Annotated in this window: 20 protein-coding genes; 8 read left to right on the top strand and 12 right to left on the bottom strand. The window is 69.4% G+C overall.

The annotated features are described in order from the left end of the window. The first annotated feature begins 20 nt into the window (after positions 1–20). Complete coding sequence (locus ACWF62_RS02810) at positions 21–1,238, top strand: lipase family protein (RefSeq protein WP_378570142.1); 1,218 nt, start codon at positions 21–23, stop codon at positions 1,236–1,238. A 325-nt stretch (positions 1,239–1,563) separates the two neighbouring features. Here the strand turns inward: ACWF62_RS02810 and ACWF62_RS02815 are convergent, their stop codons facing one another. The 7 genes from ACWF62_RS02815 to ACWF62_RS02845 form a co-directional block, all read right to left on the bottom strand. Next, positions 1,564–2,604: a hypothetical protein gene (locus ACWF62_RS02815; RefSeq protein WP_378570143.1), complete on the bottom strand. Its 1,041-nt coding sequence runs from the start codon at positions 2,602–2,604 to the stop codon at positions 1,564–1,566. A gap of 188 nt (positions 2,605–2,792) precedes the next feature. Next, on the bottom strand, positions 2,793–3,503 hold the full coding sequence (locus ACWF62_RS02820; RefSeq protein ID WP_378509077.1) for an FABP family protein: 711 nt from the start codon (positions 3,501–3,503) through the stop codon (positions 2,793–2,795). A 203-nt stretch (positions 3,504–3,706) separates the two neighbouring features. Continuing rightward, complete coding sequence (locus tag ACWF62_RS02825) at positions 3,707–4,012, bottom strand: DUF1416 domain-containing protein (protein WP_378509076.1); 306 nt, start codon at positions 4,010–4,012, stop codon at positions 3,707–3,709. A gap of 5 nt (positions 4,013–4,017) precedes the next feature. Continuing rightward, a complete protein-coding gene (locus ACWF62_RS02830) occupies positions 4,018–4,851 on the bottom strand; it encodes a sulfurtransferase (RefSeq protein WP_378509075.1) in 834 nt (277 codons plus the stop codon). 70 nt (positions 4,852–4,921) lie between these two features. After that, on the bottom strand, positions 4,922–5,413 hold the full coding sequence (locus ACWF62_RS02835; protein WP_452629360.1) for a DUF4395 domain-containing protein: 492 nt from the start codon (positions 5,411–5,413) through the stop codon (positions 4,922–4,924). Between the two features lie 209 nt (positions 5,414–5,622). Further along, a complete protein-coding gene (locus ACWF62_RS02840) occupies positions 5,623–6,102 on the bottom strand; it encodes a thioredoxin family protein (RefSeq protein WP_378570145.1) in 480 nt (159 codons plus the stop codon). After that, a complete protein-coding gene (locus ACWF62_RS02845) occupies positions 6,099–6,878 on the bottom strand; it encodes an LmeA family phospholipid-binding protein (RefSeq protein ID WP_378509072.1) in 780 nt (259 codons plus the stop codon). Before ACWF62_RS02845 ends, ACWF62_RS02840 begins: the two co-directional genes overlap by 4 nt. A 184-nt stretch (positions 6,879–7,062) precedes the next feature. Between ACWF62_RS02845 and ACWF62_RS02850 the strand changes: the two genes are divergently transcribed. The 7 genes from ACWF62_RS02850 (at position 7,063) to pstB (ending at position 13,615) form a co-directional block, all read left to right on the top strand. Next, positions 7,063–7,830: a winged helix-turn-helix transcriptional regulator gene (locus ACWF62_RS02850; protein ID WP_378570146.1), complete on the top strand. Its 768-nt coding sequence runs from the start codon at positions 7,063–7,065 to the stop codon at positions 7,828–7,830. Then, positions 7,831–8,745: a mycothiol synthase gene (gene mshD / locus ACWF62_RS02855; RefSeq protein WP_378570147.1), complete on the top strand. Its 915-nt coding sequence runs from the start codon at positions 7,831–7,833 to the stop codon at positions 8,743–8,745. It begins immediately after the preceding gene. 2 nt (positions 8,746–8,747) lie between these two features. After that, the gene (locus tag ACWF62_RS02860; protein ID WP_378509069.1) at positions 8,748–9,473 is read left to right on the top strand and encodes a lysophospholipid acyltransferase family protein; all 726 of its coding nucleotides are present in this window, start codon (positions 8,748–8,750) and stop codon (positions 9,471–9,473) included. A gap of 183 nt (positions 9,474–9,656) precedes the next feature. Beyond that, a complete protein-coding gene (gene pstS, locus ACWF62_RS02865) occupies positions 9,657–10,781 on the top strand; it encodes a phosphate ABC transporter substrate-binding protein PstS (protein ID WP_378570148.1) in 1,125 nt (374 codons plus the stop codon). A 55-nt stretch (positions 10,782–10,836) separates the two neighbouring features. After that, positions 10,837–11,886 (top strand): phosphate ABC transporter permease subunit PstC, encoded by a 1,050-nt coding sequence (gene pstC, locus ACWF62_RS02870; protein ID WP_378509067.1) that lies wholly within the window; start codon positions 10,837–10,839, stop codon positions 11,884–11,886. Position 11,887: 1 nt separating this feature from the next. Further along, positions 11,888–12,790 carry a phosphate ABC transporter permease PstA gene (gene pstA, locus ACWF62_RS02875; protein WP_378570149.1) on the top strand — a complete coding sequence of 301 codons (903 nt, stop codon included), beginning with the start codon at positions 11,888–11,890 and terminating at the stop codon, positions 12,788–12,790. A gap of 48 nt (positions 12,791–12,838) precedes the next feature. After that, a complete protein-coding gene (pstB, locus tag ACWF62_RS02880; RefSeq protein ID WP_378509065.1) occupies positions 12,839–13,615 on the top strand; it encodes a phosphate ABC transporter ATP-binding protein PstB in 777 nt (258 codons plus the stop codon). A gap of 71 nt (positions 13,616–13,686) precedes the next feature. Here pstB and ACWF62_RS02885 read toward each other — a convergent pair whose 3' ends face one another. The 5 genes from ACWF62_RS02885 to ACWF62_RS02905 all read right to left on the bottom strand — a co-directional run bounded on the left by ACWF62_RS02885 (position 13,687) and on the right by ACWF62_RS02905 (position 19,832). After that, the gene (locus ACWF62_RS02885; RefSeq protein WP_452629362.1) at positions 13,687–14,646 is read right to left on the bottom strand and encodes an endonuclease/exonuclease/phosphatase family protein; all 960 of its coding nucleotides are present in this window, start codon (positions 14,644–14,646) and stop codon (positions 13,687–13,689) included. A gap of 98 nt (positions 14,647–14,744) precedes the next feature. Beyond that, a complete protein-coding gene (phoU, locus tag ACWF62_RS02890) occupies positions 14,745–15,416 on the bottom strand; it encodes a phosphate signaling complex protein PhoU (protein WP_378509063.1) in 672 nt (223 codons plus the stop codon). Between the two features lie 104 nt (positions 15,417–15,520). Further along, on the bottom strand, positions 15,521–17,509 hold the full coding sequence (locus ACWF62_RS02895; RefSeq protein ID WP_378570151.1) for an LCP family protein: 1,989 nt from the start codon (positions 17,507–17,509) through the stop codon (positions 15,521–15,523). A gap of 116 nt (positions 17,510–17,625) precedes the next feature. Next, positions 17,626–18,780 (bottom strand): tRNA dihydrouridine synthase DusB, encoded by a 1,155-nt coding sequence (dusB, locus tag ACWF62_RS02900; protein WP_452629363.1) that lies wholly within the window; start codon positions 18,778–18,780, stop codon positions 17,626–17,628. A gap of 92 nt (positions 18,781–18,872) precedes the next feature. Continuing rightward, entirely contained in the window at positions 18,873–19,832 is a 960-nt protein-coding gene (locus ACWF62_RS02905) for an acyl-ACP desaturase (protein ID WP_378570152.1), read from the bottom strand. Between the last annotated feature and the right edge of the window lie 77 nt (positions 19,833–19,909).

Below are 19,909 nucleotides of genomic sequence, written 5' to 3' on the forward strand. Positions count from 1 at the left end.
TTCGACTCCGGGAGTTGTTGATGGGAACGTGGATTCGTAGGTCTATCGCCGGTATCGCGGTCGGTGTGCTCGCGGTGGCCACCGCAGTCACGGGCGCGGTGACCGCGTCCGCCCTTCCGGTGTACCCGGCGTCGGATCCGGACCCGTTCTTCACCGCGCCACCGGACGTCGCGAATCACCAGCCGGGTGATGTGCTCAAAATCCGCAAGATGCCGCCCAATCTGTATTTCCCCGGCAGCGAGGTGTGGGAATTACTGTTCCGCACAACGGATTCGCAGGGCAAACCGATCGCGGCCAATACGACGTTCCTGAAACCGCCGAACCACCAGCCGAACAGTCCACTGGTGTCGTATCAGCACATCATCAACGCGCTCGGGCACAAGTGCAAGATCGCCACCGAGCTGTACACCACCGACCCGCTGACCCAGATTCGCGAGGCCCCCGGGCTGAACATTGCCCTCGCCAGGGGGTGGGCGGTGGCACTGCCGGACCACCTCGGTCCCAGGATGGCGTACGGGGCGGCGAAGCTCGGCGGCCAGATCACGCTCGACGGGATCCGGGCGATCCAGCGAACGCCGGAACTTCAGGTGACCGACAGCCCCGTCGGACTCGGTGGCTACTCCGGTGGCGGCATGGCGACCAGCTGGGCGGCCGCGCTCGCCCCGACCTATGCACCCGAGCTGAACATCGTCGGCGCCGCCGAGGGCGGCGCGCCGATGAACCTCGGGAAGATGGCGACCGCGTTGGGGACCAATCCGCATCCGGCGTTCGGTCTCGCGATGGCGGCGGCGCTCGGGCTGGAGCGGGAATACCCGGAGCGGATGAACGTCACCGACCAGCTCAACGACACCGGGCGGTGGCTGCTGTCGATGATCGGGAACGGCTGCACCAACGAGATCATGTTCTGGGGGTTGGGACGGTCCGCGAACGAGATGACCGATAACCGGAACTTCCTCGACGACCCGGTGGCATGGCAGGTGATGGACGAGAACAGCCTCGAGCTGTACCCCGGGATCCCGAAGACCCCGATCTTCGAGTGGCACAGCCCCACCGACACCCTCGTCCCGGTGGACGCGATCGAGAACACGATGCGCCGCTACTGCGACGCCGGGGTGCCGGTGCAGACATTGCTGACGCCGAGCCCCGACCACCTGTCGGCCGCTGTCCTCGGCCTCCCGCAGGCCCTGGACTGGCTCGACGCCCGCTTCCGCGGAGTCCCGGCGCCATCCACCTGCTGACGCTCGTCCAACGAACAATTCCGTTGCCCCCGGTCGGGGGAGCGGCGTACGTTCGGCGGTACACGAGGAAGGAGGTGGTCTGAAGTTGAAGAACTACAGGACGCGTGAGGTGGCTGTCCGCTAGCCAACGACGCCGAGGGGGTTCCCAACCGCGCCCGCGGCGGGCGAATCCCAGCAGCCACCCGGCCCCCGAGCCCCCGGTCCGTCCGATCGGGAGTCCACGACGACAAGCGTCCATCGTGGAACACGGCTCGGGGGCCGTTCTGTGCGCTTCGCGCCTGTGCCGAGGGGCGGCTCCGCTGCGCTTCGCGCCTGTGCGCGAATTTCACCCCACCTGGGGTACGGATCGCGCACAGTTCGGGCACGGATGTGCGCCCCGCCATCCGTGCTCCTCAAGCATGACCCGGACCTCGGCGGCCGCCGTACAGGATTCGTCGTGAACCTCGTCCCACCCGTACACCAGCTGATCGGTGCCAGCGAGCGTCGCGGCGTTGATGCGTCTCCGGTCCCGACGCCGGATCGTTCGGGTCCGGTGCCAGCGGTGACCGTCGAGCCGGACGATGAGGTCGCCACGGCCGAACCGGTACACGACGTCCTCGTACAGCGTCACTCCGTCCACCACGACCGGGCCCTGCCTGGTTCCGCGCGGCAGGCCGTGCGCGTCCTCGACATCGAGGGCGTAGTGGAACTCGAGGACGGACTGGATTCCATCCGCGATCATCACGCAGGCCGCCGCGATGGCCCGGTTGTAGCGTCGCGGCTTTCGCTCGATGATCCGTGTCTGCAGTCGGGCCAGGTTGATGCCCGCATTGGTGACGCTGGCGATCACCGACCCGTACGCCAGCTGCGCGGTCGGCATCGCGACCGCGAGGTCGAGTGCGGTGTCGGCGAGCGACGTCCGTGGCGGACACGTTGCCACCGCGATGTGGTTGAACGCCCGCGACCGGTGCACCGCGACCCCTGGATGCAGCTGGTCGCCGATCCGGGGCACCGGTTCGTGTTGGCGCGTCGGGCACGACACCTGCCTGGGGAGCTGGCCGACGGCCGAACGCCCGTACGGCACCGTGATGTGGACCTGTTCATCCGGTGTGACCGGCTGAAAGCCCCACTCCTCGGCGGCGGTGTCGTGGCTGAGGACAGCGGCGTCGCCACCGAACAGCAGCGCGGCCTGCAGCGTCATCGTCCGGGTCAGTGGTCCGGTGGTTGCCGCGTAGACGCCGAACAGCGGATTGGACCACTGGCCGGATTCGACGAGGTACTGCACGTGTTTGCGGGTATAGCCGTGGCGGCGGGCCTGCCGGGCCGACAGGAGGCCGTGCTGGGTGTCGAGGAGTCGTTGGAGCGAGGCGTCCGTTGGTGTGATCATGCGGCCAAGGGCACCGCGACGGCCCGACAGGTTCGACGACGAGACCCGGTTATCCACAGAAGGCTGTGGATAAGAATGCTCGCGGAACTGTGCGTGATGTGTACCCCGACAAGGGTGAAATTCGCGCACGGGCGCGGAGCGCGGCGGGGTGATCAGGCGCCAGCTCGACGGTGGCGGGGGAGCCGCCGTCAGCCGATGTAACGGGACAGCCGCGCCGACAGGTGCGGCTTGAGTTCACCGTCGGCGAGGATGCGTTCCTCGACGTAGGCGAGGTCCCCGCCCTCGACGATGCCGTACAGGCGCTTTGCGCCGCCGACCAGGGCGCCGTGCTTGCTGCGGATCACGACGTCGGTCGCCAGTTCCCAGCTGGACTGGGTCAGCGCGGTGCCGTAGTACAGCTCGACGACACCGGACGCGTGGGTCAGGAGCAGCTCGACGACCTCCTCGTCGACGCTGCCGGGGATCCCGTCGCCTGCGACCCGCCAGTATCCGCTTTCGCGAAGGCCGGGGCGGACATAGTTCCCGTCGGAGTCCAGCACCCACGACCGGGATTCCCAGTGCAGGTAGTTGCCGCCGTCGTGCGAGACGACGATCTGCTGGCCGAACGGATAGTCGTCGCCGGTCTCGGGGTCGTGCCCCTCACCCTCGCCGCGCCACACCCCGACCAGCGGCAGGACCGCGAGCAGTTCCTCGTTCAGGTCCGGACCGAGCCGCAGGTTCGCGGTGTCCTCGGGCAGGGGGAGGCCGGGCAGGGTGGGTACGTTCAGTGCCGCGGTGTCCTTGGCGCGTTCGATCGCGTCGGCCACGGCCTGATCGCCGCTGCCGCGGCGTACCGTCGGAGCGGGCGACTCGTCCTGGGGATCGACGGCGCCGTCGGCGTCGTCGCCGGTCCGGCTCACGGCTTGTCGGTGACCAGTCGGTACACGACGTACAGCGAGAACCAGGTAATCAGAATGGCTGCGAGAACCAGCAGCACCTCGAAGAAGATGACCACGAGAACAGTTTAGACCGCCATCATTCGGGTGGTGACGGCGGGATGCCCCGCGGAACGAGGTCGGCCCCGCAGCCCGGGGACGGGGTGCGGGGCCGACACGATTCGTCCCTACTTGCTGACGGTGATGTCCACGTTGTGGATACCGTTGGCCTCGGGGCTGATGGTGCTGTCGCCGTTGCCGGTGCTCGACAGGGCGCGGACGGTCCAGGTGCCGGGGGCGGCGAAGAACCGGAAGTCGCCGGTGCCCGACGCGACGACCTCGGCGGTGAATTCACCGGTGCCGTCGAGCAGCCGGACGAACGCGCCGCCGACGGGCTGCCCGTCCGAGGCGAGCACGCGGCCGGTGATCACGGTTTCCTTCGACGCGTCGACGCCGGCGGGCAGGGTCTGACCCTGAACAGGTGCTCCACACATATTGACTACGCTCCCAGTTCGATCGGTGCGCCGACGAGTGAGCCGTACTCGACCCAGCTGCCGTCGTAGTTCTTGACGTTCTGCTTGCCGAGGATCTCCTGCAGCACGAACCAGGTGTGGCTCGAGCGCTCGCCGATGCGGCAGTACGCGATTGTCTCGCGGCTGTCGTCGAAGCCCTTGTCGGCGTACAGCTTGGTGAGGTCCGCGTCGGACTTGAAGGTGCCGTCCTCGTTGGCGGTGGTGCTCCACGGGATGTTGATGGCGCCCGGGACGTGGCCACGCTGCTGCGCCTGCTCCTGCGGCAGGTGCGCAGGCGCGAGGATCTTGCCCGCGAACTCATCGGGGGAGCGGACGTCGACCAGGTTCTTCGCGCCGATCGCGTTGATCACCTCGTCGCGGAACGCGCGGATCGAGGTGTCGGCCTCCTCGGCCTTGTAGTCGGTTGCCGGGCGGACGACCTCGGCGCTGGACAGCGGACGGCCGTCGAGCTCCCACTTCTTGCGGCCGCCGTCAATCAGCTTGACGTCCTTGTGGCCGTAGATCTTGAAGTACCAGTACGCGTAGGCCGCGAACCAGTTGTTGTTGCCGCCGTAGAGGATGACGGTGTCGTCGTTGGCGACGCCCTTGGCGGACAGCAGTGCAGAGAACTTCTCCCGGTCGAGGAAGTCGCGACGGACCCCGTCCTGGAGGTCCTTGCGCCAGTCGAGGCGGATGGCGCCCTCGATGTGGCCGATGTCGTAGGCCGAGGTGTCTTCGTCGACCTCGATGAACACCGTCTTCGGCGCATCGAGGTTCTGCTCGGCCCAGTCGACAGAGACCAGAACGTCGGAGCGTGCCATGGGTTTCCTTTCGTACGTGACTTGCGTGGAACGGATGGGGTGACCGTGTCGCGGTCCGGGACCGGTGCGGCTACGAGACGATCGGGGCCTGCCTGCGGAACCGGGCGACCAGGGGGTAGATCTGGCAGCCGAGGCAGAAGCCGATGGCGGCATTGAGGAGCGCGGCGAACAGGGCGAACCCGGTGGCGAAGGTGCCGAGCAGCGTCAGTCCGGTGAGGAACCCGACGACCCCGACCGTTGCGAAGACGCCGCCGACGAGTTGCGCGAACTTCAGCGGCGCGACCGGTTCGCGTTCGGTGACCGGGCCGAGGCGGGGGGCGACGGCCAGCGCGAACAGTCGGCCGTAGGGGCTGCGGCGCGGCCCGACGGCGGCGCCGACCGCGAAGACGGCCGCCTGAGCGGCGAGGAGCAGGCCCGCGGCGACGGGGGAGACGGCGGATACCACGAGCACGGCGACCAGCACCGCGGTGGTGACCCAGGCCGCGAATCGGGGGCCGCGGACGTCGACCTGTGCGTCGACGGCGGACCCGGTCGGGGTGGGGGTGGTGACGGGGGTTGGCATCGTGTTGCTCCTGCATTCATGCGACGTGGACGTGTGGTCCAGGGCAGGGAGTGTCGATCCGATCGGGGGGCTCGCGGCGCTCAGGCGGGGGCGGGCCGGGGGAACGTGCGGATCAACAGCAGGGACAGCAACAACCGCCGATGCGGCACAGATCGACTGCGCGGCGTCGGGTGAGCAGCAGCTCCTTGGCGGTGTGCACGTCGGCGAGCTTACCGGTTTTCGCTGGAATCTGAACCCTTCGGTTCGCACAGTGGGACCAGCGCGGCCTCCAGATCCGCCGCGGTCGGCACCCCTGACACCCGGAACCGCTGTTCGCCGGACCCGTCGAGGATGAACGTCGTCGGAAGGGACAGCACGCCGAGTTCACGTGCCAGGGCCGGGTGCTCGTCGATGTCGAGTTCGAGGTCGACGGGGCGGGGCGCATCGGGGGCGAGGCGCCCGTCGAGCGCGCCGAGGGTCTGGGCGACGACGCGGCGCACCGCCGCGCAGGGGCCGCACCAGTCGGCCGAGAAGTGCAGGACGGTCGGGCCTGCGGCGGGGACGCCGACCGCGGCGAGCAGGGCGGCGCGGGTGTCGGTTGGGTCGACGGCGGGGGTGGTCGCCCGGACCGTGCCCGACCGCGACCGCAGGATCAACGCGACCACCAACGCCGCGACCAGCACGACCGCCAGCACCACGATCCCGGTCACTGGGTCACCATCTCGTCCAGGTTGATCACCACGTTGTCGCCGGAACCCTCGATCGCGACCTGGGATCCCTCCGCGTAGACCTTGGTCGGGCGCACCCCGAACGGCAGCTTCTCGACGTCGATCTGCCGGGTGAACAGCCCGAGTACGGCGGGCTTGAGCGGTGCGGGAACGGTGAAGTCGGCCTGCCCCTCCGGGCCGAAGTACAGGTCGGTGGCGACGATCGTGACGTTCTCGCCGTCGAGGACGAGGTCGGCGGTCACGCTGACGGTCGCACGCACCGGGCCCACCGGCACGGTTCCGGTGAGCACGATGCCCCCGCCGGTGCTCATGCCGGACCCGCCCGACCCGCCGGTGCCGTCGGATCGATCGGCGGGCGGAGCGGACACCTCGAGGTCCGGGATGCCCAGGTAGGCGCCGAGGCTGGTTGCCTCAATCTTGACCCGTCCGTCGAGGCGCTCGACCGGGACGGTACCCACCGAACCGCCGAGCAGGTCCGACGCCGGGATCTGCACCCCGTGCAGGTCCGCCTCGATCGAGACGTCCCCGAGTTCGGCGCTCGGCACCCCCCGCGCCCGGACCTCGACATGCCGGTAGCGGCCGTCCGCGACCTGCGCCAGGAACGGGAATCCGGTGATCGTCACGTCGGGGTCCGAGTTCAGGCCCGCCCCGGCCCGCAGGCTCCGGGACACCCGGTACTCCGAGTACGCGGCCGCGCCGAAGTCCACGACAACGACCAGCGCCAGCAGGCACGCGACGGTGAGTATCAGTTTCCGCACCCTGACATTGTGACCGACCGGGGTGACCCGGCCGCAGGCCGCGGGCAGGTAGCGGTGGGTGTGTTCTGGGACGCGCTAGTCTGTACCGCGTACTTGACGTCACGTCCGGTGTCAGCGTCGCCCCCGGCTCGGAACGTTACTGTCGGCCGTGCTCCGGCACGCAAAGCGGCAAGAAGGGGAGGCTGTGGAGCTGCTCCTGCTGACCTCCGACCCCAATCCCGAGTCGGTGCTGCCCTCCCTCGCGTTGCTGGCGCACACCGTCCGCCCCGCACCGACCGAGGTCTCGTCCCTGCTCGACGCCGGATCCGCGGACGTCGCGCTGGTCGACGCCAGGACGGATCTCGCCTCGGCGCGCGGACTGTGCCGGTTGCTCGGCAGCACCGGGTCGGCGATTCCCGTCGTTGCGGTGCTCACCGAGGGCGGACTCGTCGCGGTGAACTCCGACTGGGGTCTCGACGACATTCTCCTCCCTGGGACCGGCCCGGCCGAACTCGATGCCCGGCTGCGGTTGCTCGTCGGTCGCAGCGGCGGTGACGCGAGCCAGGAGGCGTCGGGGAAGATCACCCTCGGTGAGCTGACGATCGACGAGGGCACCTACACGGCCCGGCTGCGGGGCAGGCCACTCGACCTGACCTACAAGGAATTCGAACTGCTCAAGTACCTCGCGCAGCACGCGGGCCGGGTGTTCACCCGAGCGCAGCTGCTGCAGGAGGTGTGGGGGTACGACTTCTTCGGCGGCACCCGGACCGTGGACGTGCACGTGCGGCGGCTGCGCGCGAAGCTCGGCCCGGAGTACGAGTCGCTGATCGGCACCGTTCGCAACGTCGGCTACAAGGCGGTCCGGCCGACCAGGAAGGCGGGCGCCGGTGCGGCCCGTCCCGACGACGAGGACGACCTCGGTGACGATCCCGACGACAGCGAGCTCAGCACGACGAACGGGTCGGTTCGATAGATGACAGACGAGGCGCCGCGCGGATTCGACCACCTGGATTCGCTGCAGGAGAAGCAGATACGCGGCCTGATCGACCGGGCGGCCGGGGTGGACGGCACCGAGCCGGTCTCCGAGCAGGCCGTGCACCGGCTGTCCGGGCGATCGGACACCGAGCACCTGCTGTGGACCGCCGACGGCGCGGTCGTCGGGTACGCGGGCGTGGAACCCGCCCACGGTGAGCATCCCGCGATGGTGGAGGCCGTGGTGGATCCCGGTCACCGCGGGCGCGGCATCGGTCGGGCGCTGGTGTCCGCGGCCCTGCGCCGTGGCGGCCCCGGCGCCCGGGTCTGGGCGCACGGGGACCTGCCCGCCGCCCGTGCGGTGGCCAGCCGGCTCGGGTTGACCCCGGCGCGTGAGCTGCTGCAGCTGCGTCGGCGGCTCGACACGCCGCCGCTGCCGGACGTCCCGGTCCCCGACGGGGTCACCCTGCGCACCTATGCCGGACCCGGGGACGATGCGGGGCTGCTGCGCGTCAACGCGGCCGCGTTCGACTGGCACCCGGAGCAGGGCTCCTGGACGCAGCGGGAGATCGACGAGCGGGTCGCCGAACCCTGGTTCGATCCGGCCGGACTGTTCGTCGCCGCGGACTCCGTGACGGGCGAGATGCTCGGCTTCCACTGGACGAAGGTGCACGACGCGTCGGGTGCCGACCCGGCGATCGGGGAGGTCTACGTCGTCGCGATCGCGCCGTCCGCGCAGGGACGCGGGCTCGGCCGCCTGCTGACGGTCGCGGGTCTGCGATACCTGCGGGACCGGGGCCTCGGCTCGGTGCTCCTCTACACCGAGGCGGACAACACGTCGGCGCTGCACACGTACGACCGGCTCGCCTTCGAGCGGTTCCACGTCGACGTCGCATACGCAGGGTACGAAGGGTAAGCATGTTCTATTGGCTGTTGAAGTACGTGTTCGTCGGTCCGTTCATCCGGCTGTACAACCGTCCCAAGGTCGAGGGGCTGGAGAACATCCCGACCTCCGGGCCCGCGATTCTCGCGGGTAACCACCTGTCGATCGCGGACTGGCTGTTCGCCCCGCTGTCCTCCCCGCGGCGGATCACCTACCTGGCGAAGAGCGAATACTTCACCACCCCCGGCTTCCGGGGTGCGCTGCAGAAGGCGTTCTACGCGGGGGCAGGCCAGGTGCCGATCGACCGCAGCGGCGCGAACGCCGCGAACGCCGCGCTGGACACCGCCCGCCGCCTGCTCGACGAGGGCAAGCTGGTCGGCCTGTTCCCGGAGGGCACCCGCTCGCCCGACGGCAGGCTCTACAAGGGCAAGACGGGTGCCGCCCGGCTCGCGTTGGCCACCGGGATCCCGGTGATCCCGGTCGCGGTGGTCGGCACCGACGAGATCTGCCCGCCCGGGCCGTTCCGCTGGCGTCGGAAGCGCGTGCAGGTCACGTACGGCGCGCCGCTGGACTTCTCCCGCTTCGAGGGGATGGCGGGCAATCGGTGGGTTGAGCGGACCGTCACCGACGAGATCATGTACGAGCTGATGCGCATGTCCGGGCAGGAGTATGTCGACGTGTATGCCGCGTCGCTGAAGAATGCCTCCGCGGACGCCGACGTCGTCCGCGACTTCCGTACCCCGGAGTCCAAGGCGGGCTGACCCGAACTGTGCGTGATGTGCACCACCACTGGGGTGCAGATCACGCACCGGCGGCGACGCCATCAGCAGCTGTTCACCTTCCGTTCATCTCCTCGGGACCGGCTGTCCACCCCCCGCCCCTACCTTTCAACGGCAGGGCGGCGCGGTGCTGCCCGACTGACGAGTCTCCCGGAGGGATCCAGCGTGAACTTCAAGCGCAATGCTGCCGTGCTCGGTGTGGCTGCGGTCGGGGCGATGACCCTGGTCGCGTGCGGCAGCGACGACAACTCGTCGTCGTCCGGCACCACGGTCAACAGCGCCGCATCGAATGCGACCTGCGAGGGCAAGGAATCGCTGTCCGCGGCCGGGTCGTCCGCGCAGAAGAACGCGATGGACGAGTTCGTCGCCACCTACATCGCGGTGTGCCGGGACAAGGGCAAGGACGTCAAGGTCGCCTACAACCCGACCGGCTCCGGTGACGGCCGCACCCAGTTCATCGCGGAGCAGATCGACTTCGCCGGCTCCGACTCGGCGATCAAGGGCGATCAGGCCGCCGCAGCGAAGGACCGCTGCGCGGGCGGCGACGCGTGGAACCTGCCGCTGGTGTTCGGGCCGGTCGCGATCGCGTACAACCTGGATGGCGTGACGGACCTGACGCTGAGCGGTGAGGTGCTCGCGAAGATCTTCAGCGGCGCGATCACCAACTGGAACGACCCGGCGATCGCGGCACTCAACGCCGACGCCGCCCTGCCGGACCAGAAGATCACCCCGATCGTGCGGTCGGATTCCTCCGGCACCACCGACAACTTCCAGCAGTACCTGACCGCCGCCTCGAACGGCGTCTGGACCAAGGGCGCCGGGTCCGACTTCGTCGGCGGCGTCGGTGAGGGCGCGAAGGGGTCGGCTGGCGTGTCCCAGGCCGTCGCCGGGTCGTCGGGGTCGATCACCTACGTCGAGAAGTCCTTCGCCGACCAGAACAAGCTGGCCATGGCGAAGATCGACTCCGGCGCCGGTGCGGTCGAGCTGACCGAGGCGTCCGCGGGCAAGGCCATCGAGGGCGCGACCTTCAAGGCCGAGGGTGTCGGCGACCTGACCCTGGACCTGAACTCGATCTACGGGACCACCGAGGCCGGGGCGTACCCGATCGTTCTCGCCACCTACTCGATCGTATGCTCCACCGGGTACGACGCGGACACCTCGGCCGCGGTCAAGTCGTTCCTCACGAGCGCCGCGAACGAGGGGCAGGCGAATCTGGCGGAGCAGGGTTACGTGCCGCTGCCCGGCACGGTGCAGGACAAGCTGAACGCGTCGATCGCCGCGATCGCCTGAGTGCGGTCCACCGCCGCACCGCTCTATATTCGGACCTAGCAGATTGCGAGCGCAGATGAGCGACGCGCCAACCCAGTCGGCGCTGCCCGCACCCGGCCCCGGTGACCCCGGGGCCGGGGCGGGTGGTCCGCTCGGAGCATCGGAGGACCCGATCCGTACCCCGTCCGCGACACCTGGCAAGGCGGTGGTCCGTCCGGGCGACCGGATCTTCACCACCCTGGCGAAGGGGTCGGCGGTCTTCATCTCGGTGCTGATCGGTGCGATCGGCGTCTTCCTGATCTGGCGTGCGGTCCCCGCGCTCTCGCGCAACGAGGTCAACTTCCTGACCAGCCGGTCCTGGGTCACGACCGACATCGACCACCTGGCGTTCGGTGTGCTCGACCTGCTGCAGGTGACGGTCCTGGTGTCGCTGTTCGCGTTGGCACTGGCGATGCCGGTCGCGCTGGGCATCGCGATCTTCCTCACCCAGTACGCGCCGACGCGGCTCGCGCGGCCGCTCGCGTACGTGATCGACCTGCTCGCGGCGGTCCCGTCGATCGTCTACGGCCTGTGGGGTCTGCTGATCTTCGCGCCCGCGATCCGGCCGCTTGCGATGTGGCTGAACGAGAACCTGGCCTGGATCCCGCTGTTCTCCGACGGGTCCGGGTCCATCCAGGGCGGCGGCACGATCTTCACCGCGGGCATCGTGCTCGCGGTGATGATCCTGCCGATGATCACCGCCGTCACCCGCGAGGTCTTCAACCAGACCCCCGTCGCGCACGTGGAGGCGGCCCTCGCCCTCGGCGCCACCAAGTGGGAGGTCGTCAAGACCGCGGTCCTGCCGTTCGGTAAGTCCGGGTACATCAGCGGGTCCATGCTCGGCCTCGGCCGGGCGCTTGGCGAGACGATGGCCCTGTACATGATCCTGCGGACCACCGCGGCCAGCGCCACCTGGTCGCTGTTCGACGGCGGCTCGACGATCGCGTCGAAGATCGCCCTCGGATACGCCGAATTCAACAACGACATCCAGGCCGGCGCCTACATCGCCGCCGGGCTGGTGCTGTTCGTGCTGACCTTCGTGGTCAACGCCGCGGCCCGCGCCGCGGTTGCCGGGAAGAAGGACTGACATGACGACCACGATGGATCGACCGGTCAAGGCGCCGACCTTCCAGGGCGTCAGCGCGCGGCGACGTACCAGCGACCTCGTCGCCAGGGTGCTGGTCACCGGGTCGGTGCTGCTGGCGCTGGTGCCGCTGGTGTGGGTGCTGTTCACGGTGATCCAGAAGGGCTTCGCGGCGATCACCAGCCCCACCTGGTTCACGCATTCGCTCAACGGCCTGTCCGCGTCCTCGTCGGGCGGCGGCATCTACCACGCCCTGATCGGTACCATCCTGCAGGGACTGGTGTGCGCGGCGATCTCGATCCCGCTCGGCCTGTTCGTCGCCATCTACCTTGTCGAGTACGCGGGCCGCTCGAAGCTCGGCAAGCTCACCACGTTCATGGTCGACATCCTGTCCGGCGTCCCGTCGATCGTCGCGGCCCTGTTCATCTTCGCGCTGTGGATCGCGACGTTCGGCTTCCCGAAGTCGGCGTTCGCGGTGTCGCTGTCGCTGGTGCTGCTGATGGTTCCGGTGGTGGTGCGCTCCACCGAGGAGATGCTGCGGATCGTGCCGCAGGACCTGCGGGAGGCGTCGTACGCGCTCGGCGTGCCGAAGTGGAAGACGATCATGCGGATCGTCGTCCCCACCGCGCTGCCCGGCATCATCACCGGCGTGATGCTGGCCCTCGCCCGGGTGCTCGGTGAGACCGCGCCGCTGCTGATCCTGGTCGGCTACGCGTCCTTCATCAACTTCGACATGTGGGGCGGGGAGATGGGGTCGCTGCCCGGCGTCATGGTCGCGGAGATGAACAACCCCACCGCGGCCGGATCCAACCGGATCTGGGGCGCGGCGCTGACCCTGATCCTGCTGATCGCGGTCCTCAACATCGTCGCGAAGCTGATCGGGCACCTGTCCCGGGTCCGCAAGTGACACCCCGACTTCCCGCCATTCGAGTCACCACCATGCAAGGGAGCCATCATGGCCAAGCGTCTTGATCTCAAGGACGTCAACATCTACTACGGCAAGTTCCACGCCGTCGCGGACGTCGGCCTGTCGGTGCACCCGCGCAGCGTGACCGCGTTCATCGGCCCGTCCGGTTGCGGCAAGTCCACCGTGCTGCGGTCGATCAACCGGATGCACGAGGTCACCCCGGGCGCGCGTGTCGAGGGTGCCATCCTGCTCGACGGCGAGGACATCTACGGCTCGCAGGTCGACCCGGTCGGTGTGCGCAAGACCATCGGCATGGTGTTCCAGCGTCCGAACCCGTTCCCCACCATGTCGATCCGGGACAATGTCGTCGCGGGCCTGAAGCTGCAGGGGGTCCGCAACAAGAAGGAACTCGACGAGGTTGCGGAGAAGTCGCTGCGCGGTGCCAACCTGTGGAACGAGGTCAAGGACCGGCTCGACAAGCCGGGCGGCGGCCTGTCCGGCGGTCAGCAGCAGCGACTGTGCATCGCCCGCGCCATCGCCGTCTCGCCCGACGTGCTGCTGATGGACGAGCCCTGCTCGGCGCTGGACCCGATCTCCACCCTCGCGATCGAGGACCTGATCACCGAGCTGAAGCAGGACTTCACCATCGTGATCGTCACGCACAACATGCAGCAGGCCGCTCGGGTCAGCGACCAGACCGCGTTCTTCAACCTCGAGGCCACCGGCAAGCCCGGCAGGCTGGTCGAGATCGACGACACCGAGCGGATCTTCTCCAACCCGTCGCAGAAGGCGACCGAGGACTACATCTCGGGCCGCTTCGGCTGACGTCGACCGGGTGGTTACCGGAACATCAGCCGCGAGCGGTGTCCGACATCCGCCCGGTCGGCGGTCGCAAACTAGCGGAGGCGAATGTCGGCGATCAGCCCGTGATGGTCGGAGCCGGTGATCGGGACCCGCTCGAGGTGGGTGACGGCCGCGCCCCGCGTGATGATTCGGTCGATGCCGGTGACCGCGGGATACCAGCGGTGCGCGGGCATCGTGGGCAGCAGCCCGGCCCCCGCCTGGTCGGCGGCGTCGACGTAGCCGCCGGTGAGCAGGTCCCGGTACTGGCGTTGCGTCCAGCTCGCGTTGAAGTCGCCCGCCGCGATGACCGTGTCGTGGTCGGCGGCGGCGAACTCCCGGCCGAGGGCTCGCAGTTCGGCGGCCCACATCGGCGCCGGGAACAGGTAGGCGGGCGCCGGATGGACGGCGAACAGGGCCACCGGTTCGGCGCGGCCGACATCGAGATCGGCGGCCAGGTTCGCCGACAGGTATCCGTCGAGCATCCGGGTGTTCGACAGCGGGAAGCGGCTGTAGATCCCGCCGCCGAGCCCGCCGGGACCGAGCGGCACCAGGTAGCGGTGCGGAAGCAGTTCGTCCAGGCCCGCTGCGGCCAGCCCGGTGATCGACTCGTCCGTCACCTCCTGCACGGTGACGACGTCCACGTCGCGGTCCCGGATCGTGTCGACCAACGCGACCGGATCGGCCTGCCCCACCTTGACGTTGGCCTGCAGCACGCGCAGCGTCGGGCCGGTCGCGGTGACGGTCGGGCCGGCGAGGTAGAGCGGCGCGAGCAGCCACACCCCGAGCGCGCAGACCAGCAGGCACCCGACCTGAACGAGCCAGCGTCGCGCGAGGGTGGCGGCCACCGCACCGATCATCGTGACGACGAGCAGCATCGGGGTCCATCCGGCGAGCAGGACCGGAATCCGAACCTCGACCGTCAGCACCGACGCGAGCAGGCCCGCGCCGCCGAGCAGTCCGCAACCGGCGGCGAACACGCCCGCCGCGTACCGGTAGGTGTCGTCGCGGGGCACGGCACCGATCTTGGCACCGTCACGCGAACGGGCGGTTGCCGGGGCATCGCGCGGGTGCGCGGCCCGGCAACCGCCCGTTCGGTGGTTGCGTCGTGCGGTCAGGCCAGTTCGCCGCCGTCCTCGGGCTCGGCGGGCATCTTGCCGGTGACGAGGAAGATGACGCGGCGCGCCACCTCGACGGCATGGTCCGCGAAACGCTCGTAGAAGCGGCCGAGCAGGGTGACGTCGACCGCGGCGGCGACGCCGTGCTTCCACTCCCGATCCATCAGCACGCTGAACAGGTGCCGGTGCAGGTCGTCCATCGCGTCGTCCTCCTCCTGGAGTCGCGCGGCGCGTTCCGGGTCGTGCGTCTCAAGCACCTCCCGTGCCGCGGCACCCAGCGCGACGGCGAGCCTGCCCATCTCCGCGAAGTAGCCGTTGACCTCCTCCGGGAGGACGTGGTTCGGATGTCGCCGACGGGCGATCTTCGCGACGTGCAGGGCGAGCGCGCCCATCCGGTCGATGTCCGCGACGATCTGGATTCCGCTGACCACCTGCCGCAGGTCACCGGCGACCGGCGCCTGCAACGCGAGCAGGGCGAACGCCCGCTCCTCGCAGACGACGCTGAGCTCGGTGATCTGGTCGTGGTCGCTGATGACCTGCTCGGCGAGGGAGAGGTCGGCCTGCAGCAGCGACTGCGTCGCCTTCTCCATCGCCGCACCCGCGAGACCCGCCATCTCGCCGAGCGTGTCGGCGAGTTCGGTCATCTGTTCGTTGTATGCCACGCGCATGAGGTCACAGCCTAGTTCGCGCAGGGGACCAAGTCACGAGCTCCCGGTGAACGGGGGGTGAACGACGACGCACGTCAGGGTGTGAAACGGCCTGCGGTCGGGCCTCACGCGCAGGCGTCGTCGCCCGCGTTGGTGAAGGCCAGGTCGGCGGGCAGCTCCTCGATCGTGGTCCCCGAGATGACCGTCGACTTCGGCGCGATCTTCGGGTGCAGCGCCGCCCCCGCCTGCTGCGGCGCGACGATGGTGCCGTCGAAGTCGGAACCGAGCACGACGTCGACGATGCCGTCCAGGTCGTACGCCTCGAGGAGCTGGGCGCCGGGAATCGTCGCGGCCACCGTCGCGGCCTGCGCCTCCGCGCCGGGGCCGAACCGCACCAGCGTCGACGAACTGGTGCCGCTGTAGTTGCCGACACTGTAGATGGAGAAGCCGTTGGCGCCGAGGGCCTCCGCCGCCTGCGCGGCGATGCCGGTCACCCCGGACGCGTTGGAGACCTGCACCGACACCATCGACGGATCGAGGGCCTGCACCGCTGCGGCCGGGGTGGGCGTGACCGCGGTGGACGGCGCGGCGGCCGCCTCCGTCTCCGCCGGTTCCGGGGTCCGCTCCTCGCCGGGTAGCGGCTCGTCGTCGATGATCGCCCGGAAGATCGACTTGATGTCGTCGAGGCGGGGGATCTCGTTGCCGAGCTCGTTGGTCCCCGCGGTCGGCACGGTCAGGAAGGTGACCGCACCGGCGTCCACCTTCTGCAGCGACCGGCCAAGCGTCACCAGGGACTTCGTGTCCACGTTCTGCACGAACGTCTCGCGGGTGAACGCGTTGATGAACCCGTTGAGCTTGCCCGGATCGAACAGCACCTTGTTCGACATCGCCCCCCGCAGCAGCGACGACAGGAACATCTGCTGACGCTTGATGCGGCCGTAGTCGCCGTTGCCCTCCGCCTCGACCTTCCTGGCGCGCACGTAGTTCAGGGCGGTCGCGCCGTCGACGGTCTGCTTGCCCGCGCGCGGGAGGACGGTCCCGAGCTCGCCGTCGATCAGCGGGGCCGTGGTGCAGACCTCGACGCCGCCGATCTCGTTGACCATCGACTCGAACCCGGCGAAATCCATGCCGATGAAGTGCCCGATCTTCAGTCCGGACAGTTTCTGAATGACCTTCACCAGGCATTTCGGTCCGCCGTAGGCGTAGGCGGAGTTGAGTTTGTCGTTGTCGGCGCCGTAGTTGGTCTCGCTGGTGTACTTGCCCGCGCTGTTGTCCCAGGCCTGGCAGTCCGGGCGGACGATGTCGAGATCCCTGGGGAAGGACACCGCGACCACCCTGCTGCGGTCGGCGGGGACGTTGACGAGGATGACGGTGTCGGCGCGGGCGCCCTCGGCGTCCGCGACCGATCCGGCGCCCAACCCGCCGTTCGCGCCGGCCCGGGTATCGGTGCCGACGATCAGGTACGTCTCGTCGCCGTACTGCCCGCCGGGGTCGACGACGTCGCTGCTCTCCAGGTCGAGGGCGGCAACCTGACTGAATCCGTTGTCCGTCGCCCGCAGGTAGCCCCAGACGACGCCGGTCAGGGCGAGCACCACCACGGCGAGCAGCGCGGTCCCGGTCCGGCCGGCCACCCGAAGTCGACGCTGCTTGCGGCGCTTGCTCGCGACGAGCCGGCTGGTCGCGTCGGACTCGGCCGGATCATCGGGGGCAACCGCCGTCGGGGCTGCCCGATACAACCAACTGGTGCCCGCGGGCTTCGGTTCGGCCTCCGACACGCTGTCCGCGACGGGGGTGACCTCGGTGGGCCCGTCGTCCTGGCCGACCCGCTGCATCAGCTCGGCGACAGTGAGTCGGTCGCTCGGGTCGCCGTCGGTGCGGATCCGGCCGCTGTCACCCGGCGGCGTCGGCCCGGGCTGCGGCGGGGTCGGCGGCTTCGGCGGCGGTGTCCGCGGCCGTTCCGGCGGCGCAGAGGGGTCCGGGCGGTTGCTGAGCTGCTGCTCGGGCGGGCTCGGCTCGGGGCGGGGGCGGGGCACCGGCCTGCCGACACGGGAGATCGGTCTCTCCCAGGGAGCGCGACCTTCGGGCGCGGTGCCCGGTTCGTGATCGTCGCCCAACGGGGTGCCCCTACCTCTCCTGCGCTACACGCACGCGTCGTCGCCGTCGGCTCGCGGCGGTGCACACATGATACTGATCGAACCTGTGGGTTCCAGCCGCGCCGAGTCGATGCAGGTCAGCCGCCCGAGTGCATGAGGTCGGCGCCAGCGGGAACGAGGCAGTCGTCGGGGTAGTCGAGCCACCCGTCGGGGAGCGCGACCGTGCCCGGCGACCCCTGCCGTCCGCGGGGGCCCTCGGCGTCCTTTGGGAACGGGACGTCGGCGGGCAGCTCGGCGAGCAGGCCGTCCAGCTCCTCGAGGGTCGACACCAGCGCCATCGCCACCCGCATGTCGGATCCGGCGGGGAACCCGCGCAGGTACCAGGCGACGTGCTTGCGTAGCTCGCGCATGCCCTTGTCCTCGCCGTGGTGCGCGGCGAGCAGCTCGGCGTGCCTGCGGATGATCGCGGCCACCTCACCGAGGGTCGGCGGCGTCGGCATCGCGGTCCCGTTCAGCGCGGCGCTGAGCTCGGCGAACAGCCACGGGCGGCCCAGGCAGCCACGGCCGACGACGACGCCGTCGCAGCCGGTCTCGGCCATCATCCGCTGCGCGTCCTCGGCGGCGAAGATGTCGCCGTTGCCGAGTACCGGGACGTCGGTGACGTGCTCCTTCAGGCGGGCGATCTCGCTCCAGTCGGCGGTACCCGAGTACCGCTGCGCGGCCGTCCGTGCGTGCAGCGCCACGGCGGCAGCACCCTCACCGGCGGCGATGCGCCCGGCATCCAGGTGGGTGTGGTGGTCGGCGTCGATCCCGACCCGCATCTTTACCGTCACCGGGATGTCGGTGCCCTCGGTGGCCCGCACCGCGGCCGCGACGATCTGCCCGAACAGGCGCCGCTTGTACGGCAGCGCCGAGCCGCCGCCCTTACGGGTCACCTTCGGGACCGGGCAGCCGAAGTTCATGTCGATGTGGTCGGCCATGTTCTCGTCGACGATCATCTTCGCTGCCGCGTAGGTGGTGTCCGGGTCGACCGTGTACAGCTGCAGCGACCGCGGCGTCTCCGTCGGGCCGAAGGTTGTCATGTGCAGGGTCCCCGGCTGGCGTTCGACCAGCGCGCGGGCGGTCACCATCTCGCACACGTACAGACCGGAGGTGCTGCCCGCCCGCTCGAGCTCGAGTTCCCGGCAGAGGGTGCGGAACGCCACATTCGTGATACCCGCCATCGGCGCAAGTACGACGGGACTGCGCAGCTCCAGCGAGCCGATACGCAGATGCTGATCAGCGGAAGACATCGATTACCTCGGAAAAGTCTGTGCCCGGCACCGGGGTTCGGTGCCGGGCACAGGATAGCCGCTCCGCCGGGGATGCCCCGGGGTCGCCGACCTCAGGAGGCCGGTTCCTCCAGTTCACGCCTGCGCGCCTCACGGGCCAGCATGCGGTCCCGCTGCTCCTCGAACTTGGCGGCCTGCAGGCCGAGGTCGTCGACGAACGAGGACAGCTGCTCGCGGGCGGCCTCGCCTGCGCCGGAGAAGTCGGTGCGGTCGAAGATCCGCCACTTCCGCAGGACCGGCATCACCACCTCCTCGAGGTGCTGCCGCAGGTCGTAGATGCCGTGCTTGGCCATCAGCACACCGTTGCGCCGGAAGTTCGGCATGCCCGCGCCGGGCATCTGGAACTTCGTGATGACATCCGTGATCGCGGCGATGGCCTGATCCGGAGCCAGATCGAGCGCGGCCTCGCAGATGTTCCGGTAGAAGATCATGTGCAGGTTCTCGTCCGCAGCGATGCGGGTGAGCATCCGGTCGGCGATGTCGTCGTTGCACGCCTTGCCGGTGTTGCGGTGCGACACCCGGGTCGCCAGTTCCTGGAAGGTTACGTAGGCGACCGACGAGAGCAGGCCGCCGGTGTCGGCGGGGGAGGCGTACCCGTTGGTCATGTGGATCATCCGCGCCTCTTCCAGCGCGACCGGGTCGACGCCCCGGGTCACGACCAGATAGTCGCGCAGCACGATGCCGTGCCGATTCTCCTCGGCGGTCCACCGTCCAACCCAGGTGCCCCATGCGCCGTCCCTGGAGAAGTTCTCGGCGATCTCGCGGTGGTAGGAGGGGAGGTTGTCCTCGGTGAGCAGGTTCGTGATCATCGCCGCCTTGGCGACCGGATCGAGCCGGGACTGCTCCTCGTCCCAGTCGTCACCGCCCATCGCGGCGAAGTTGCGGCCCTCGTCCCACGGGACATAGTCGTGCGGATGCCAGTCCTTGGCCATCGACAGGTGGCGGTTGAGATTCGCTTCGGCCACGGGCTCCAGTTCCTGCAGCAACTCGAGCTGGGTCAAAACTCTGGCCATCACTTGCCTCCATGCGTCGCGGAATCGGCTCAACCTAGCCTACGGGACCGTAACCATGTTTGAGATCCGATCGATCC

It is taken from the genome of Rhodococcus sp. NPDC054953, assembly GCF_053609225.1.

Excerpts from the sequence above, each read along its gene's own strand:
- ACWF62_RS02860 (WP_378509069.1), top strand. The coding sequence starts at position 8,748 with ATGTTCTATTGGCTGTTGAAGTACGTGTTCGTCGGTCCGTTCATCCGG.
- pstC (WP_378509067.1), top strand. The coding sequence starts at position 10,837 with ATGAGCGACGCGCCAACCCAGTCGGCGCTGCCCGCACCCGGCCCCGGT.
- mshD (WP_378570147.1), top strand. The coding sequence starts at position 7,831 with ATGACAGACGAGGCGCCGCGCGGATTCGACCACCTGGATTCGCTGCAG.
- ACWF62_RS02815 (WP_378570143.1), bottom strand. The coding sequence starts at position 2,604 with ATGATCACACCAACGGACGCCTCGCTCCAACGACTCCTCGACACCCAG.
- ACWF62_RS02830 (WP_378509075.1), bottom strand. The coding sequence starts at position 4,851 with ATGGCACGCTCCGACGTTCTGGTCTCTGTCGACTGGGCCGAGCAGAAC.
- ACWF62_RS02825 (WP_378509076.1), bottom strand. The coding sequence starts at position 4,012 with ATGTGTGGAGCACCTGTTCAGGGTCAGACCCTGCCCGCCGGCGTCGAC.
- pstB (WP_378509065.1), top strand. The coding sequence starts at position 12,839 with ATGGCCAAGCGTCTTGATCTCAAGGACGTCAACATCTACTACGGCAAG.
- ACWF62_RS02905 (WP_378570152.1), bottom strand. The coding sequence starts at position 19,832 with ATGGCCAGAGTTTTGACCCAGCTCGAGTTGCTGCAGGAACTGGAGCCC.
- phoU (WP_378509063.1), bottom strand. The coding sequence starts at position 15,416 with ATGCGCGTGGCATACAACGAACAGATGACCGAACTCGCCGACACGCTC.
- ACWF62_RS02810 (WP_378570142.1), top strand. The coding sequence starts at position 21 with ATGGGAACGTGGATTCGTAGGTCTATCGCCGGTATCGCGGTCGGTGTG.
- ACWF62_RS02835 (WP_452629360.1), bottom strand. The coding sequence starts at position 5,413 with ATGCCAACCCCCGTCACCACCCCCACCCCGACCGGGTCCGCCGTCGAC.
- pstA (WP_378570149.1), top strand. The coding sequence starts at position 11,888 with ATGACGACCACGATGGATCGACCGGTCAAGGCGCCGACCTTCCAGGGC.
- dusB (WP_452629363.1), bottom strand. The coding sequence starts at position 18,780 with ATGTCTTCCGCTGATCAGCATCTGCGTATCGGCTCGCTGGAGCTGCGC.